Here is a 16,745-nt window from a genome sequence, read left to right as displayed (position 1 = left end):
ATAAAACAAATTGGTTGGTTCATACTTTGTGGAACATGAAGTAATGAATTGGTTACACGACGTACGCTTATTTGAGGATCAAAAGTCATCGAAGGCATTCACTTTAGCCATCATGGAATGCGCGAAAATGCACTTTAACCACGGAGCGAAATAGCTCAATTTCAGGAATTGTAATCTTGTTTGATTTGAAATTAGATTTGAATGTGACCGGCCACTTGAGGCCTGGTCATCGCAGATGAAAAACGCTAAGAATGGTGAAGGGGAGGCTGGTTTCAATATTTATGGGTTTTTCCGGATTGCAGAACTTGGAGGAAATGGCTGAAAGCGTGGGTTGTGTGAGGAGTTTTTTCGAGGCGTCTCTTCCTAACCTATCGCCACTTTGGCTTGAGGAAAACGATAAAGCATGCGAACAGGTGGTGTGAGGGAAACGAGCCCGACCAGGAGGGGTCCGAATCTTCCAAGGAGCATGCTACATAGAATAATGACTTTTCCGAAATCCGTTAAGGTCGCCGAGAGACTGAGCACGCCTCCGTTTCCGACGGAAAACCCAACCGTTCCCAATGCGGAGGCCACTTCAAACATCAGAGCCAAAAAAGGTTTATTTTCAATAAAGGCGAGGAAAAACGTTAATGTGGTGACGGCTCCAATGGCCAGGAACATGATAGCCAGAGCTTGTAGGACGAGATGGGAAGGCATCCGCCGGTAATGAAACTCCACATCCAGTCGTTTTCGGAATACGGCCCAGACCGATAAACACACAATGCCGAATGTGGTGGTTTTAATTCCTCCAGCGGTTCCTCCTGGTGATCCCCCGATGATCATTAGCAAAATCAACATATACAATGTGCTGGGGCGGAGGAGGCTCAGATCCAGCGTATTGAATCCTGCAGTCCGGGCCGCTCCCGAGTGAAAGGCGGCAACCATGGCTCCCGCTGAGGGAGTTTGTGAGCCAAGCGTGGCAGGACTATTCATTTCCAATAGGAAAAATCCTATCGTACCAATCACCCATAAACCTATCGAAATGAGTAAGGCCAGTCTTGTATGGGTTTGAATCCGATACCGCTTTTTCTGGTAAAATTCCAAGAGGTCGCGGAAGACAATAAACCCGATGCCGCCTAGAACCAGAAGGAGGGTGATGGAGGCATTCACGATGAAATCGCCACCATAGGGGATCAGGTTTCGAGAAAATGTCGAAAACCCTGCATTGTTAAAGGCAGAAATGGCGTGAAAAATACCATGCCCCAATGCGTCTAATACGGGCATGTCCTGGGAAAACCGTGCGGCGAGTATCAAGGCCCCCACCCCCTCAAGAGTAAAGGTAATGATCAGAATTGTTTTCACAAAACGAATCAATCCAGCCAAATCCAATGAACTGAACGCCTCGGCCACCATCATGCGGTTTCGTAATCCAATGCGTTGGCCCACGGCGATGAGAAGGAGCGTCGCGAGCATCGCATACCCTAACCCGCCTAATTGGATGAGTGTCAGAATGACGATCTTTCCGAATAAGGTGAAATCTTTTTCCGTGTCCGCCACAATTAGGCCCGTCACGGTGACGGCTGAGGTTGCCGTAAAGAGGGCGTTGAGAAAACTTAATGGCTTGCCGGGAGTCGTGGCCAATGGGGTTTTCAACAAGAAGGTTCCTGCGGCGATGAGTCCCATGGCGCCCAGCGTGACGAGTTGGCCGGCTGAGAGGTGGTGGTGGGGAAAAAACCGCCGAATTATGGTGCTCGGAATCCAAGAGCTTCGAGGAGTTGGAAGTGGCAATGGAGGCATTATGGAAGCCAGGGAAGTGGACTTAATTCACTGGAGGCGGGGGTAAAAAACCGTGGGAAAACTCAGGCCGCGAATCTAGAGTGAAATTGTGCGAATGGGCTCCTCCGCAGGTTGTCTTCATGGGCGACATGATTTCCAGGGGGAAACAAGGGGAGAAGAGCATATTGCAAGAAAACCAGTGGGCAATCTTGTCCGAGGTGTAGTTTTTCTGTCAAGAGGGGCAAGCATCAGGCGGCCTGAGGGAAAATTCCTTGCTCAAGAAGTTGGAGGAGGTCACTGTGATGATAGGGCTTGGGCAGGACCGCGAACGCTCCTTCACTCAGGACCTGATGTCGGAACTCATCGGACCAGGTTGCGGTAATCAGAATGAACGGAATGGCCCGGTTCATAAAATTTAGTCGAAGTTCTTGAAGAAGTTGCAGCCCATTCATTCCTGGCATCAGGTCGTCAGACAAAATCGGGCTGATGGAGGGGTGTTGCTGAATCAAGGAGAGGGCCTCCATCCCATTCCCTGCTTCCAGACATGTGTACCCATTGATTTCAAGCCTGAGTTTCAGCAGCCATCTGGGGTCTGGTTGATTCTCAACCAGGATAATCGTCCGATGTTTAGAAAAAGAAGGCAATGAGTCTTATACAAGGATATCCATATCCTGGGAGAACTCCATGTGTAGGACAACATATCTGCAAGGGATATTCCAGAATGCTCTTCAGAGCCTATTGTCATATGGGCTAGAGGGCACCCCTTTATCAAACGGTTTTTACAGATATTTTTGGAATTGCCGGAAAAAAGATTCCGGGAAGAACATGTGACGGCCTAAGAAAGGGAGAAATGTTGTCTCTATCGGAGACAATCTGTCTTTTTTCTTTTGGACAGGTCTCGCTGAAGGTTGCTACGCGAGAGGAATTACTTCCTGAATGGTTAGAGAACAGATGAAGATTGAGGCCCCTGCCGATGTCTGACAGGGGCCGATTCCCCGAACGGGGAAAAATCGTGCTTAGGTTCACGTTACATGAAGTAGTCGAATTCGCTTTCACGATGGGTCCGGCGGCGGACCGCGAAAATAGCGGCTGGTTCGTCGTGAGGGTCCAATCGAATGGTGTACTCACCGCCCACAACTTGATGGCGGTAATCTTGAATGAGTTCATGCAGTTGATACGTGTCCTGTTCACCAATGCTGCATTCTTCAATCGGAATACTCAGACGAGCCTCGTGTACGGTATAGGGATCCATATTGATCACGAACAAGAGGATGTCCGTCTTGTCGGCATTCATTTTTCCATAAAACAAAATGTGATCGTTGTCGGATTGGTAAAACTCCAAATTGGTAAAGGTGTGCAGGGCAGGATGATCCCGTCGGATCTGGTTAATGCGGGTGATATAGTCACGGATGTTTCCGGGACGATCCCAATCCCAATGTCGAATTTCATATTTTTCCGAATCCTGATATTCCTCGGTTCCGGGAATTGCCTTATTTTCACACAGTTCATAGCTATTGTAGATACCGTAAGTTGGGGAGAGCGTGGCGGCCAGCACGAGCCGGAATTTAAAGGCCGGTCGACCTCCCTGTTGGAGAATTTCCGGAAGGATGTCCGGTGTATTGGCGAAAAAGTTCGGCCGGAAATAGTCCCGCATTTGGGTTCGGGTTAATTCGGTCAGGTATTCGGTCATTTCTCCTTTTGAATTTCGCCAGGTAAAATACGTGTATGACTGCGTGTAACCGGCTTTCGCCAGGACCCGCATCATTTTAGGCCGGGTGAAGGCTTCCGCCAGAAACAATACATCAGGATGTTCCAACTGGATTTCCCGGATGAGCCATTCCCAAAAGATGACGGGTTTGGTGTGGGGATTATCCACTCGAAAAATTTTGACTCCATGCTCAATCCAAAAAAGGAGAACCCGCTTCATTTCCTGCCAGATGCCCTGCCAAGCTTCGGTATAGAAATCAAATCCGTAAATGTCTTCATATTTTTTGGGAGGGTTCTCCGCAAATTTAATGGTCCCGTCCGGTCGTTGCTTGAACCATTCCGGATGTTGTGTGACATAGGGATGATCCGGCGTGGCATTGATGGCGAAATCTATGGCGACTTCCATTCCGTGGCTCCTGACCGCTTGCTGGAAATGGTCAAAATCTTTCATTGTCCCGAGAGCCGGCTCGACCGCATCATGTCCGCCATGTCGACTCCCGATGGCCCAGGGACTACCCGGTTCGCCAGGTTTGGCCTTCAAGCTATTGTTGCGGCCCTTGCGATTAGTTTCTCCGATGGGATGAATCGGCGTGAGATAGAGCACATCGAATCCCATATCCCGGATAGCCGGTAGGCGTTGTTCGCAATCCTTGAACGTTCCCCCTTTCCCGGGCTCGGTTCCTTCTGACCGGGGAAAGATTTCATACCAGGCGCCATATCGGGCGCGCTCACGGTCGACGATCACTTCTAATTCCCTCTCATAGGTGGACCAGGCAGCCCGCTGTTCGTGCCGGTCGACGAGTGTGGCTACAATGGGATCCAGGGCGATTGCAATCCGGGTTTCCTGGTCCGGAGCAGACTTCCATTTTCCCAACCAAATCTTCAGCTCGGATTTATCGGGACCTTTGGCTCTGGTCATGGCCTCTTTGACTTGCGCCTCTCCTTCCAATAATTCACTGGACAGGTCCGGAAGCACCCCGTGTTTCTTGGTCAGTTCAATCCGCCAGGTCTCAAAACTTTTGACATAGGCTCCCACGGAATAGAGATATCGGGTATTTTCTGAGAGGAGAAATGATCCAGCCCACCGGTCATTATCGACATGATGCATGGGGCTTTCCGACCATTCCTTCTGCCCCAGCAATTTGTAACGAAGGACGGCTCCGATGGTGTCGTGTCCTTCCTTGAAAACGTCAGCCGTGACTTCCAGGATCTCCCCGACGATCCGTTTGACCGGATAGCGTCCCGCATCCAATTCCGGCTCGACATGTTCAATGATCAGGGTTTGTAACGATTTAGGCATGTTGGACATGAGCACTCCTTGGTAATTGGCTTTTTGACTACTCGTGTAGCGGATAGTGTGAGTTTGTCCCCCGTCAGGAAGATCTGATGTAGTGAAACCATTGCTGGGTGTCAGCTGGACATCCGGTTTAAGCCACCGTTTTGGGAATATCAGTCAACTTCTAAAATTTGGAGAATGCCGTCCAGGGGGATACGCACCCAATCGGGCCGGTTATTGAGTTCATAGCCGAGTTCATAGATCGCTTTTTGGAGTAAATAGCCATTCAGCAAAATTTGAATATCGTCGGAGGACGGGGGCAGAATGTCACGGACTTCCTTGATTGACAAATACGCTTTGAGATAGCTGACGCTGACCCATCGTTGCCAGTAGCGAGCCCAAGGTTCGAGTAAGGAAAAGTCTTCCGGTCGAACACCCTCGACCAATCCAATTGAGGAGGCAAGCGCCGCATAATGAAAGGATCGCAACATGCCCGCGACGTCGCGCAGCGGAGATTCCTTGAGTCGTCTGACATTCAATGGTCTGGCCGGTTCGCCCTCAAAATCAATAATGATGAAATCTTTTCCGGTATAGAGCACCTGACCGAGATGGTAGTCGCCATGGCATCGGATGCGGGTGCAGGTGAGTTTCCGGTCCCGTATGTTTAAGAGACGTTTGCGTAAGCGGCCTTCTCCTTCCAGCACGTGTTTTGCCAGTGTTTGCACGGGTTCCTGGAGCCCTTTGACCTGGGTGCGAAGAAGGGGAAAGTTCATGTTCACCGTGCCCAACATGCTCTGATACAAGCCCCGCCGGTAAAAATCTGTAAATGGTTCCGGTTTAAATTCGGAATCATCAGAGTCGGAGGCCAGCGCAGCATGCAGTTCTCCTGTTCGAAGGCCCAACAACCGTGCTTCTTCCAGATAGGGACCAATCCATTCGCGGGCGCCCGTCGGAATCTCCTCGTCCACCATGGCCATAAGAGATTTCTGAGGAATTGACGAGTCGGTGATGGCTGTGGAGTGGGTGAGCGCTTCTTCCAAGTATCGACTCAGTTCATCCAACGTGAATTTCCAGGCGTCTCCTTCATTTTGCATGAATTTTTGTAAGATGCCAAACGTCAGGAGATCGCCATTGTCCCGTTGATATTCGATGGCTCCAGCCAGGGGCGCGATGTGCGGAAATCCTTTGTTCGTTAAAAACCGTCCGATTTCAAAGTCAGGATTCACGCCGACTTCGGCCCGTCGGTAGAGCTTGAGGATGAAGTCATGTCCAAACAAAACCGAGGAGTTGCTTTGTTCACCTTTGAGCAAGGTGGGTTCCAGTGTCGGGACCTCTTTCTGAAGTTGCCGCCGGAAAATTTTCGTGGCTTGGGTGACCAAATCGCCCACTGGACCGGTAAATCGGCGATTTCGGGAAATACTGTCCAATAGCATTTTTTGAAACTCCCGATCCCACATGGCATCGATGAGTAGGCCTTCCTGGTCACCGTCTTTCATTTTGACTCGCACCCGTGCAATAGCGGCCGGAGAATCCACCAGTGGGGCCATATGTTCGGCCGGGAGATACTTCAAGGGTAGAAGGTATGTCTCGGGTTCTCCTTCGGTGTATTCCACGCGGATGAGGGCGAGGACGGCCAAGGGATCCTCTTGCGGAAGGGGGATCGCTTCCGTGATTTCCACGAATTGCATGGTGCGGGCTTTGCCTCCAAACCACCGGCGGCCTTGCAGGTACTGAGGTAACACATTTTCGAGTTTGACTTTTTCCCGTTTATGGATGAGGTTATCCCAATCTTTTGGGATGGTAATGGTTGGTAAGCCCTGTTCGGTCTTCCCCTGAGAATCGAGTTGTTTGGATTCAACCGGTTCCAGGGCAAACCAGTAAAATGCGTGCCCGCTCAGGGTGAGCAGATAAGGCAAATCGCCGATGGCCGGAAATTTACTCCGTCCGAACAAGGTCATGGGGCGCCGTCCTTTGAATTCCGCGAGATCGAGTTCGACCCATTGGGCGTGGCGGGATAAGTTCACGGCAACCAGAATGGTTTCGTCCTGATAACGCCGGAGGAAAACCAGGACTTTCCGATTGGAGGGATGGAGAAACTCAATGGATCCACGTCCGAAGACCTTATAGCGTTTCCGCAATGAGACGATGCGCTTCATCCACCAGAGAGGGGATTGGGCGTTATTTTGTTGCAGTTCGACATTGACGGCTTCGTAATGATATTCGGGGTCAATAATAATGGGCAGGTAGAGTTTTTGCGGATTGCCATAGGAAAATCCGGCATTGCGGTCGGCACTCCATTGCATGGGAGTGCGGACCCCGTTCCGGTCGCCCAAATAAAAATTATCGCCCATCCCGATCTCTTCCCCGTAATAAATGCATGGAGTGCCGGGCATCGAAAACAACAGGCTGTACATCAGTTCAATTTTTTTTCGGTCATTCCCGAGGAGGGGGGTCAAGCGTCGACGGATCCCCAAATTGATTCTGGCCTGTTTGTCATGGGCAAAAACCCGGTACATGTAATCCCGTTCTTCATCAGTCACCATCTCCAGGGTGAGTTCGTCGTGATTGCGCAAAAAGAGCCCCCATTGGCAGGATTCCGGAATCGCAGGCGTCTGGTCCAAAATATCGATGATGGGAAAGCGATCTTCCATTTGCATCGACATGAATAGGCGGGGCATCAAGGGAAAATGGAAGTTCATATGGCATTCATCGCCCTGCCCGAAATAGGCTGCGGCGTCTTCCGGCCATTGATTGGCTTCCGCGAGAAAAAACCGGTTTTTGAATTTTTTATCGACGTGCGTCCTCAGCGTTTTGAGAAACGCATGGGTTTCCGGGAGGTTTTCGCAATTGGTCCCTTCCCGCTCGAAGAGATAAGGCACGGCATCCAGCCGCAAGCCGTCCACACCCAATTCCAGCCAGAAATCAAGGACCCCAAAGATTGCCTTTCGCACCTCGGGGTTGTCGTAATTCAGGTCAGGCTGATGGGAAAAAAACCGATGCCAGAAATACGCTTTGGCCACGGGATCCCAGGACCAATTTGAATGTTCGGTATCTTTGAAAATAATGCGGGTATCGGAATACAGTTCAGGGGTCTCACTCCAGACGTACCAATTCCGCCATTTACTGCCGGGGGGAGCCTTCCGTGCGCGCTGAAACCAGGGGTGCTGGTCTGAGGTGTGATTGACCACTAATTCTGTAATCACCCGTAATCCACGGCGGTGGGCCTCCCGGACGAACGCCTGGAAGTCACGCCTGGTTCCATACTGTGAATGAATATTTGTGTAGTCGGAAATGTCATAGCCATCGTCCCGGAGGGGAGATGAGCAAAAGGGGAGAAGCCATATCGCGGTCACACCCAAATCCTGGAGATAATCGAGTTTTTGGGTAAGCCCTTTGAAATCACCGATGCCATCGGCGTTACTATCGCAAAACGCTCGAACATGGAGTTCATAAATAATGGCATCTTTGTACCACAGCGGATCATTCTCGAGTGTGTCGACAATCATGGATAGGCCTTTCCTCAATCCTGTCTATACTAATTGTTTCCCGGCCGTACACAGGAAGTGCGGTCTCGATATGGGTTGTGATGTCGCAATATTTGGCTGGACGTCTGTTCAGCGAGAATGCTGAAAAAGATAAACGAGTAACACTGATTTACCATATAAATGGATGGAAATGCCAATCCATTGTTAATGGGTGGAATGCGTTTCTTGTGTGATGAGACGGGGGGCAAAGGAGAATTCAGCAAGGAATTTTCGAAGGATGGCTTGTTCCAGGCGTGAAGGATATTGAGTGGGGCAGGGGACGCGGAGTAATAAATTGATGCGGCCGGGCTCAGGCAACTGAATGGTGACCCGTGGTTCAACGGAGGGGGCGTCTAACCACAGCTTGCCTTCGAGTTTTTTGAGATAGGTCCTTGCCTCATTGATAAACGGGGCGGCTTCTTCTTCTCCGGCTTGCAGCAGCAAGCGTTCGGCGGTTTTCCAATCATCATCGGTACTCAAGGGAACCGTCACAATATGGAGACGGTATTTCTTTGAATAGGTTTCATTTGTTAGGGGGTGATCGAAAATAAAGCTGTTGGGAATGACCATGGCCCGCCCTGTATATTGATGAGAGGTTTGGCCTGGTCCGATTTCCAGAACCGTGGTCGTCAGGGCGTTGTGGTCAACCACGTTTCCTCGAATACCTCCAATTTCGATGCGATCACCCAACGAATAGGTTTTGGTCAGCACTCGAAGGGCCGATCCGCTCAAGCAATCAATGATTTCCTTGGTGGCCAGGACGAAGGCCACGGCCACAGCAAATACGGAGACGGCAAAGGTTTGGAGTTGCGGTGCCCAAATAAAAATCATCCCGAGAATAAACAGAAAGAGCAGGCCATTTCTGAGATTGACCGCCCACCGTCTCTGTGTTTCGACGGAAAGCTCGGTTGTCCGGAAAAGACTGTGATGGATCCCCATCCTGACGATGACAATGATTAAGAAGAGGAAGAACGTACTCAGGCCGTAACGGATGACCATATTGCCGGTCGGATCTACGATGTCTTCCACGGGTGGCTCCTCAAGACTGATGTATGAACTGGACGGGTTGAGATCAACAGAAACTTCATGAGATTCTCAGGCATAATTCCAACCTGATCGATTGGGAAAAGGCGAAAGTCCAAGAGCTGGCAGATGAACGAAATACAGGTGAATCACAATCCAACGGGTCAAGCTGAAGGCGAATATTCAAGAGCAGTCAGGGGGCAGATCATGTTCAAAAATAACAACCACCCTGCTCAGATCATACTGTATTTGTTCTCCTAAACAAAGGGGTTTGATTGAGTTAGGGAACTGAAGGCCCACCCCTTCTCCTGTGGTTCCGGAAGGGGTCGTCTCCGTTGGTCAGACGGAATTCTTCATGGTCGCTATGGTGCGAAAGAAGAGGTGGAGGGTCTTGGTCTGACATTGAAGTTTTCTGTTTTTCCTCTTGTGCCAGAGAGAGAGCTTCACGGGCATCGGTTTGTGCCAACATCATTAACCGAGTGGCCATGGAATAATCCCGAGCCCAGAATACCTTTCTGGATTGTTCATGAAATTCTTCTTCCGCGATCGTCAGCTCACTTTCCGCTAAACTGTAGAGATCAGGCGCGAAGACCAAGGCTCCCTCTCTCCTGGCATTTTCCACTGCCTGACGGGCTACCTGCAATTCGTGGATGGGTGGATCCTGACAGCCGGTTATTAAAAGACTCAAGCCGAACAAGACCACATACAGTTCCCCACGGGAGAGTCTGCAAGCCCTCGTAACACATTTCCTTATCACGGGGTTCTCTTTTAACAAAATGGACCTTGTTTTTGAAAAATTTTCGGGAAGGCCGGAAAGGCTTCTCATCGCAATCAAAGTCTGATCTAGCAAATCCTACGCCAATGGTGAATGAAGAAAGCTGTTGGTAGATGCCTGATTTTACAGTTGTTTTTTAGGAAATGGTTCATGGATTTTGGACACCTTGGCTCCTGTTTGGAACCTTTGTCCGGGTCTGATTTTGGAAGGAGAAGGAGTCACAGAATGTGGTGTGGTGATTCTTCACCAGGGAATTTCCGGTTGCCATGGGGAGGGGGAGGGGTTTTCCTGAGGTGCCAGGGAAATCTGTGGTTCTGCTTGTACCTTGGCATTTTCAGAGTGGAATGGCCGCAAATGACCAGGGGGGTGTGGGTAGAACGGTTGGTCAAAAGGTTGGCCCTATCGTCCCAGGAAAGACTCCTGAGCCCTCGCTTCAGGCTTCAAGATATGTCTTGCTCAAATTGTATTTAGGGAATAATATTTTGATTGACCAGGTTTTTGCTCGAATCTCCCCCTTCCTTATAAAAATTCTACTTAAGGCTCTCAAAGGAGGCAGCCTATGGAAGGCAAGTCGGAATCTCCCTTTAATCTCCAGTTATTCCTGACGCAAAGCGGTGACGGGAAAACAATTTTGACATTCCGTCCAAAGCAGACGCTCTTTTCACAAGGGGATGTCGCGGATGCTGTGTTCTATATTCAGTCCGGCCAGATCAAACTTTCGGTGGTCTCGAAGCAGGGGAAAGAAGCCGTGGTCGGGATCGTGGAGTCTGCGGGGTTTGTAGGGGAAGGTTGCCTCGCCGGGCAGCGGGTGTGCATGGCTACGGCGACAGCCCTGGAGGACTGCACTCTGGTTAGAATTTCAAAGGAGGCGATGATCCGGGTGCTCCATGACGAACCCACCTTCTCCACGTTCTTCATGGAACATCTTCTGGCTCGCAACGTCCGTATTCAGGAGGACTTGGTGGATCAGTTGTTTAATTCCGCTGAGAAGCGGCTGGCGCGTGTGCTGCTGTTAATGGCCCATTTTGGGAAAGAGGGCAAGCCGGAACCGGTCCTTGCAAAGGTCAGTCAGGAAATGCTTGCCGAGATGATCGGCACGACGCGCTCCCGCGTCAGTTTCTTCATGAATAGATTCAGAAAATTGGGGTTCATCGAGTACAACGGCGGTTTGCATGTGCACAGCTCCCTCCTTAATGTCGTCCTCCACGACTAGGATTTTCCTTTATTTTCGCGGCATCAGATGCGTACCTCCCTTCGTTAATTTTCGGCGGCATGCACGGCTATTTCCTCTAGACTGAGCAATTTTGGTCAGAATTCTGGAGGTTATCCTGCCAGAATGAACTTCGCTATTGGCCAGGACCAATCCTCGGTCGGACCGAAATCTGACTTATCTAGGAGCCTATCGTCGGATATCAGGGGAATGCTCTCATGACGAAAATAGTTTTTCAGGAAACGGTTGTGATGTTCTTCCTATTCATGGGCATGACGGCTCATGGATCAACTGAGGGGGACTTGCCGGTGCAGAATCATCGACTCGCCCCGTGCCCCGACAGCCCCAATTGCGTATCCAGCCTCGAGGATTCGGAAAAACATTCCATAGGATCCTATCGCTATGAGAAAACGCTGGCTGAGGCCAAAGCAATGTTGAAACAGGTTTTCGGGGAATTGAGTCGCACCGAGTTGGTTCAGGAAGAGGAGATCTCCCTTCATTACGAAGTCCGAAGTTTCCTGTTTCGCTTTGTTGATGATGTCGAAATTCTGTTTGATGACGCCACAAAGACTATTCATTTCCGGTCGGCATCTCGGGTGGGCTACTCCGATTTTGGGGTTAACCGGAAGCGAATGGAGGAAGTTCGAAGTCTGCTGGAGGGACGGCTCTAGCCACGAGTGGGTTCATGTAAACAATCTGCACCCTCTGAAGGAAATCGGGAAACAACCTCTTCTCCCCACATCAGCGTTCCTGCTTGCCATACCGCACAGTGAGAAAAAGTGCTCATCGCCTATCAAGAGTGGGATTTCAACCGGGGTTGGGATACGATGCCAGATGGCGGCACTGTGGCCTTTCGCATCAGTGAGCAATTTTGACCAGATCTCATGCTGTCTCTTTGCTAGGATTTGAATGGACAAACAAACACAACCCCTCTCGCATCCTTAACTGTAGGAGGAGACGTTATGACCTGCCGATCTGCTCGACTGTTTTTAAACCCTGCCCCCCTGAATCTGGTCTACTGCCGTATGTGTGGCTCGACCGATTTGGAACTGTCCTGTACATCCAAAACCTTTGGACCACACATGTGTTTGATTTGTGTCCGGTCCCTGATTGAGTTGGGACCGGCAAAGCAATCTGGCCCTGTGCCATTGCGTGAACTTGTACGTTCCTGAGCTATGTGCGGCACGGGAGCTTGTTCCCCATCGGACGCTTGATTGAACCCCATGCGGCTGCGGGGCCGCTTCTCCGGTCGGAAACAACCGCGGTCACGTACTCAACTAAATTTTTGCAATCTGTTCAATATTGAACAGACAGGGCCAGGCCTTCCCGCCATACTGGACAGTCATCTGAAGATGAGGGATGCCAGAATGTTCAAAAACCGGAACAGGTATCACCGAACCAAGTCTCATTCCAAAAAAGTCCAACATCATGTATTTACGTTTGCGTTGAATGAGCACCTCGGTGATCTCGAACCAGGACGGTTCAGCTGAAGGGGCTCCGAACACCATGGATTTTTATATATGGTCTTATTCGGTTGAAAGGAGCACGACGTGAAAACGCTTACTTCTTCAGTCAAGAGGCTGGTGACAAATCAGGACGAATTCCAGGAAAGTATTTCGGCCGATTTTCCGTTTTTCCTGGAACGGTCATCGGGCATTATCAAACGAAATTTACAGGACATGGGGCAATGGGTCGACGACACCTCACATGAAAAATCACTTCGCAGGCTGTCCTTTGACCTGGTTGTCTGGTTTATTGAGTATTGCCCATCTCAATTGCCGGGTCATCCTACGGTGTTGTTGGACGGATTTATTTCGGATTTCCTTGAAAGATTTCAGAAATCAAACGTTTCGCTGACCTCAAATTCCATTTTGTACCGATTCATTGAAGGACTGCTCCGTCGTGCTGCGGTAAGCCGTGATTCCCTCATCTGTCTGTTCTATCATTTTTATGGTATGAAACCCGCCGAGGTGGGTCTTTTTCTAGGATTGGAAAAAGGAGAAACGCTGGAGATCTATAAGGGGTTCGAACGGTGGAGACAAAAAGGCTGGAACCAGGCGGTTGAAGAAATCGGATTGACCGACCGGGAATTGTTCTCATTAGCCGAGACGCAACGGAGTCAACCTGAAGTCTTCCATGAGGACGTCCGAAAAATTCTGAAAACGTTATCGCCATTCTGTCGCAAAAGTGAACCTCAGTTTAACCGGTGTGTGGAAGTAGAAAAATGGTATGAGATGTTCAGGGAAGGGTATGGATGTGAATACCGGATGTGGCATTTACCGTTATGCCAGTCCTGTATGAACACAATTGCCAAGTTTAGAGACGTATTTTGGCTCAATGCCACCATACCATCACAACTCCATCTGCATATCTCCCCCTATGTACTGAAAAAAGAAACGAGACGCCGACTTTCCGTGCCGGGGAACATTTCTCCTTCCGGGAGCAGTCACTCCCAGTGCCCCGGAGACATGTAAGAAGCATAGGCAAAGGGTATGGGCAGTTGATAAATGATGGATGAGAAAGGCGATTCTTACGAATGCCAGGAACACATTGTACGGATAAGGAAGTACGTCCATTGGCAAATGACCGCCTATCGGCCCCGAATCCGGGACTTTACACTCCTTGTGGGTGAATGACCTCACCATTCAACTCCAGGCCGTGTCTACAGTAGCAGCTCGCGTCCGTCACCCCTGCGATTGGCAGGGTTCCAGTCGGATGCAGGACAGTCTGTGTCTGAGCAGGCCGTTTTTTTTGAATGCTCCCTCCAAATCCCTTCCTTAAGGTAAATTTTCTAACGTGAGCAATATTGACCAGACATCGTCCAGCTTTCCCCCCATAGTGATCCATCATTGGAAGATTAAGAATATCAGGGGCCGATCAAGGCGGTACCTTGGCGTTTCAATTCCATTAAGAGAGAGGTAAACGCATGAACGCAGATCAACTCAAAGGAAAATGGATGCGGTTCAAAGGTGAATTCAAGCAGCAGTATGGCAAGTTCACCAATGATGCCTTACGGCAGATCAAAGGAATTGACGACACCATTATCGGCAAGGTGCAGGAACGGTACGGCGACAAAAAAGATGCACTCATGAAGTGGGAGAAACAAGGCCAGAACTCGTCTACGGCCGAGACGGCACACCCAAATATACCCTGACGAGAAATTTCCAAGAAGAGTGCATTGCGGAAGCATCCAATTCAGAAAAGAAAAAATTATGAAAATACCCTATCTCATAATCGTGTGCACTGTTTTACTTGTCAGCGGGGCCATCAGCGTCGGATCAACGGACATCATAGGCAAGGCGGGTGAGAAGACATCGATTACTGACCCGAGGGAGGGCGTCGGGTGGCCGATTCAAGACGAGACCACTTATATACAAGCAGGGCTCAAACGCACGGTCAATCACGATGGAGTTAACCACCAGGCACCGGAGAAGAGTCACCCATCGGTGGAGTTCGACGACAGGGGGCGGTCCGTTCATCCCAGTCGGCTTCATGTCAGCCGTGTACAATTGGCAATCTTCTCCTTGTGTCTTCTTTCGATGAAGCCATTAGGGCCTGCGTAACGGAGCGGATGGCCATGAATGCTCATATGATTCCCCAGACCAAAGCATAAGGGACATCATGCACGAGCGAGGTCCAGGTTATTCTGATCCGTTGCACAAGGGATCGAGGACAGCCTGTCGATCTCAGGAGGTAGTGTTCACGGAAAAGTATCTCAGAAAAACGAGAATGACTCACGTATCGGGAAGCACATGATCTATTTCGAACTAAAAGGGGCGATACCTCGCAATCGCATGCCAATCCATTTCTAATAGGAAAGGTCCTCTTGAAATGATCAAGCAACACATTCTCGTGGTCGACGACAACGCTGCCATTCGTAATCTGCTAAAAATCCGCCTGGAATATTCCGGGCACACGGTAGATCTTGCTGAAAATGGTGGTGAAGGATTGATGATGCTCGCACAGGCGGACTATGACCTCGTCCTCCTTGATTATATGATGCCTGGGACCACGGGGTTGACGGTCTTAGAGCACATCAAGGAGCGGTATCCTTCCCTAGCGGTGGTGATGCTCACCGGCCATTCTGGCTGCCACATTGAGGGCCAAGCGATCGCGGCAGGGGCGCGGGCCTGTCTGTATAAACCCTTTAATTGGGTGGAATTGGAAGACATCCTTCGTTGTTCGGTCGGCACGGCTTCATAGGGAAGATGGTCTCCGAGCGCCTGTTACCCGGAGTTAAGCGCCTTTTCCATATCAAAAAAATGTATGGCATCTAAACGAAGACCCTCGTTCAATCCCAAAACCTTCCTGAGACAAGTCGGGAACGGCAAAACCATTATATCGTGTAAAAAAAACCGTGTTCTTTTTTCGCAAGGAGATGCGGCAGATGCCGTCTATTACATTCTGGAGGGAAAAGTCACGCTCACGGTCGTGTCCAAGCGCGGCAAAGAGGCCGTTGTGGCCATTCTAGAGCCGGCGACCTTTTTTGGGGAAGCCTGTCTCACCGGGCAGGTAATGCGTTTGGAGGCCGCGACGACGGTAGGTGTCGCAAAGATCGTACGCATTGGCAAAGCGGCCATGATTAAGGTGCTTCACGAGGAACCCACCTTCTCCGAACTCTTCCTGGCCCATCTCCTGGTTCGAAGCCTCCGCATCCAAGAGGATCTGGTCGATCAACTCTTTAATTCCAGCGAGAAGCGGCTGGCGCGCCTGCTGCTCCTCATGGCCCATTTCGGCAAAGAAAGCGAACCGGAGACCGTCATTGCGAAATTAAGTCAGGAAACGCTTGCGGATATGATCGGCACCACGCGCTCTCGCGTGAGTTTCTTTATGAATAAGTTTCGAAAACTGGGCTTCATTGAATACGACAGCGGATTGGACAAGGAGTTGCACGTGCACAGGTCTCTTCTGAATGTCGTCCTCCACGACTAGGTTTCCTCCTTCGGTTCAATGAAGGTGAGCCGCAACACCTCTAGCGGAGCCTCCGTTTCCGTTCTCACCCCTGAGCAATATTGACCAGACAGGCCTTGCCCGGGGGCCTATAATTTTATGGAGGTGATGATATCGGGTAGTGATATCGGGTAGGCCGATCATAGGCCGAGTTTGTACAGAAGAGGCCTGCAGAGAGGGCCATCTTGTGGGAATGATCAAAGATAACCAGGAGGTTATGATGAATTGTGTACGTTGCGGAGGATTTCAGATGTTGGACCAGTTCTACGGCATGGAAAACAATGGATCTGTTTGGATGTATGATGCCGTGCGGTGCCTCAATTGTGGATCCATAGAAGAGCCCATGAGGGAAAAAGCGGAGGCGATCGCATCGCTCAGAGCGGAACGCCTCAATCAATATGCCTTGAGCGTGCGGGTAGTAGACTACCAATAGGAAAAATCGGGCTGGTTCCTCGTCGTCATTTCTTGCCATCTATCTGAATCGGGGAGACCGTGGCCGTATGAAATCCATGCCGTCTGGTCTAT

At 50.2% G+C, this 16,745-nt stretch carries 14 protein-coding genes; 7 read left to right on the top strand and 7 right to left on the bottom strand.

The features are described from left to right. Positions 1–363 precede the first annotated feature (363 nt). The 6 genes from ACWHYD_RS11225 to ACWHYD_RS11200 form a co-directional block, all read right to left on the bottom strand. Positions 364–1,767 carry a TrkH family potassium uptake protein gene (locus ACWHYD_RS11225; RefSeq protein ID WP_447962127.1) on the bottom strand — a complete coding sequence of 468 codons (1,404 nt, stop codon included), beginning with the start codon at positions 1,765–1,767 and terminating at the stop codon, positions 364–366. 236 nt (positions 1,768–2,003) lie between these two features. Then, a complete protein-coding gene (locus ACWHYD_RS11220; protein WP_447962126.1) occupies positions 2,004–2,399 on the bottom strand; it encodes a response regulator in 396 nt (131 codons plus the stop codon). A 383-nt stretch (positions 2,400–2,782) separates the two neighbouring features. Then, positions 2,783–4,762 (bottom strand): alpha-1,4-glucan--maltose-1-phosphate maltosyltransferase, encoded by a 1,980-nt coding sequence (locus ACWHYD_RS11215; protein WP_447965860.1) that lies wholly within the window; start codon positions 4,760–4,762, stop codon positions 2,783–2,785. Between the two features lie 149 nt (positions 4,763–4,911). Further along, positions 4,912–8,244: a maltose alpha-D-glucosyltransferase gene (gene treS / locus ACWHYD_RS11210; protein ID WP_447962125.1), complete on the bottom strand. Its 3,333-nt coding sequence runs from the start codon at positions 8,242–8,244 to the stop codon at positions 4,912–4,914. A 183-nt stretch (positions 8,245–8,427) separates the two neighbouring features. Then, positions 8,428–9,291, bottom strand: coding sequence for a mechanosensitive ion channel domain-containing protein (locus ACWHYD_RS11205; RefSeq protein ID WP_447962124.1), 864 nt, complete (start codon positions 9,289–9,291; stop codon positions 8,428–8,430). A gap of 274 nt (positions 9,292–9,565) precedes the next feature. Beyond that, entirely contained in the window at positions 9,566–10,042 is a 477-nt protein-coding gene (locus ACWHYD_RS11200; RefSeq protein WP_447962123.1) for a DUF4398 domain-containing protein, read from the bottom strand. Positions 10,043–10,619: 577 nt separating this feature from the next. Between ACWHYD_RS11200 and ACWHYD_RS11195 the strand changes: the two genes are divergently transcribed. From ACWHYD_RS11195 to ACWHYD_RS11180, 4 genes are all read left to right on the top strand, one after another. After that, complete coding sequence (locus ACWHYD_RS11195) at positions 10,620–11,273, top strand: Crp/Fnr family transcriptional regulator (protein ID WP_447962122.1); 654 nt, start codon at positions 10,620–10,622, stop codon at positions 11,271–11,273. A gap of 215 nt (positions 11,274–11,488) precedes the next feature. Further along, positions 11,489–11,941, top strand: a complete 453-nt coding sequence (locus ACWHYD_RS11190; RefSeq protein WP_447962121.1) for a DUF1499 domain-containing protein — start codon at positions 11,489–11,491, stop codon at positions 11,939–11,941. Positions 11,942–12,820: 879 nt separating this feature from the next. Beyond that, entirely contained in the window at positions 12,821–13,744 is a 924-nt protein-coding gene (locus ACWHYD_RS11185) for a hypothetical protein (RefSeq protein ID WP_447962120.1), read from the top strand. A gap of 452 nt (positions 13,745–14,196) precedes the next feature. Then, on the top strand, positions 14,197–14,424 hold the full coding sequence (locus ACWHYD_RS11180) for a CsbD family protein (protein WP_447962119.1): 228 nt from the start codon (positions 14,197–14,199) through the stop codon (positions 14,422–14,424). 124 nt (positions 14,425–14,548) lie between these two features. Here the strand turns inward: ACWHYD_RS11180 and ACWHYD_RS11175 are convergent, their stop codons facing one another. After that, positions 14,549–14,749: a hypothetical protein gene (locus ACWHYD_RS11175; protein WP_447962118.1), complete on the bottom strand. Its 201-nt coding sequence runs from the start codon at positions 14,747–14,749 to the stop codon at positions 14,549–14,551. Between the two features lie 352 nt (positions 14,750–15,101). On the opposite strand from ACWHYD_RS11175, the gene ACWHYD_RS11170 reads away from it, so the two are divergent. The 3 genes from ACWHYD_RS11170 to ACWHYD_RS11160 all read left to right on the top strand — a co-directional run bounded on the left by ACWHYD_RS11170 (position 15,102) and on the right by ACWHYD_RS11160 (position 16,653). Further along, positions 15,102–15,473 (top strand): response regulator, encoded by a 372-nt coding sequence (locus ACWHYD_RS11170; RefSeq protein ID WP_447962117.1) that lies wholly within the window; start codon positions 15,102–15,104, stop codon positions 15,471–15,473. A gap of 63 nt (positions 15,474–15,536) precedes the next feature. Next, positions 15,537–16,202 carry a Crp/Fnr family transcriptional regulator gene (locus ACWHYD_RS11165; RefSeq protein ID WP_447962116.1) on the top strand — a complete coding sequence of 222 codons (666 nt, stop codon included), beginning with the start codon at positions 15,537–15,539 and terminating at the stop codon, positions 16,200–16,202. 235 nt (positions 16,203–16,437) lie between these two features. Next, positions 16,438–16,653: a hypothetical protein gene (locus tag ACWHYD_RS11160; protein ID WP_447962115.1), complete on the top strand. Its 216-nt coding sequence runs from the start codon at positions 16,438–16,440 to the stop codon at positions 16,651–16,653. The last annotated feature ends 92 nt before the right edge of the window (positions 16,654–16,745 follow it).

This window comes from Nitrospira sp. Ecomares 2.1 (assembly GCF_965152585.1).
The sequence above is the reverse complement of the archived record's forward strand: the minus strand, read 5'-3'. Positions and strand labels throughout refer to the sequence as shown.

What these genes read in the sequence shown, in the direction of transcription:
- ACWHYD_RS11215 (WP_447965860.1), bottom strand. Translation starts at nt 4,762, where the DNA reads ATGCCTAAATCGTTACAAACCCTGATCATTGAACATGTCGAGCCGGAA.
- treS (WP_447962125.1), bottom strand. Translation starts at nt 8,244, where the DNA reads ATGATTGTCGACACACTCGAGAATGATCCGCTGTGGTACAAAGATGCC.
- ACWHYD_RS11195 (WP_447962122.1), top strand. Translation starts at nt 10,620, where the DNA reads ATGGAAGGCAAGTCGGAATCTCCCTTTAATCTCCAGTTATTCCTGACG.
- ACWHYD_RS11190 (WP_447962121.1), top strand. Translation starts at nt 11,489, where the DNA reads ATGACGAAAATAGTTTTTCAGGAAACGGTTGTGATGTTCTTCCTATTC.
- ACWHYD_RS11180 (WP_447962119.1), top strand. Translation starts at nt 14,197, where the DNA reads ATGAACGCAGATCAACTCAAAGGAAAATGGATGCGGTTCAAAGGTGAA.
- ACWHYD_RS11175 (WP_447962118.1), bottom strand. Translation starts at nt 14,749, where the DNA reads ATGAACGGACCGCCCCCTGTCGTCGAACTCCACCGATGGGTGACTCTT.
- ACWHYD_RS11170 (WP_447962117.1), top strand. Translation starts at nt 15,102, where the DNA reads ATGATCAAGCAACACATTCTCGTGGTCGACGACAACGCTGCCATTCGT.
- ACWHYD_RS11165 (WP_447962116.1), top strand. Translation starts at nt 15,537, where the DNA reads ATGGCATCTAAACGAAGACCCTCGTTCAATCCCAAAACCTTCCTGAGA.
- ACWHYD_RS11160 (WP_447962115.1), top strand. Translation starts at nt 16,438, where the DNA reads ATGATGAATTGTGTACGTTGCGGAGGATTTCAGATGTTGGACCAGTTC.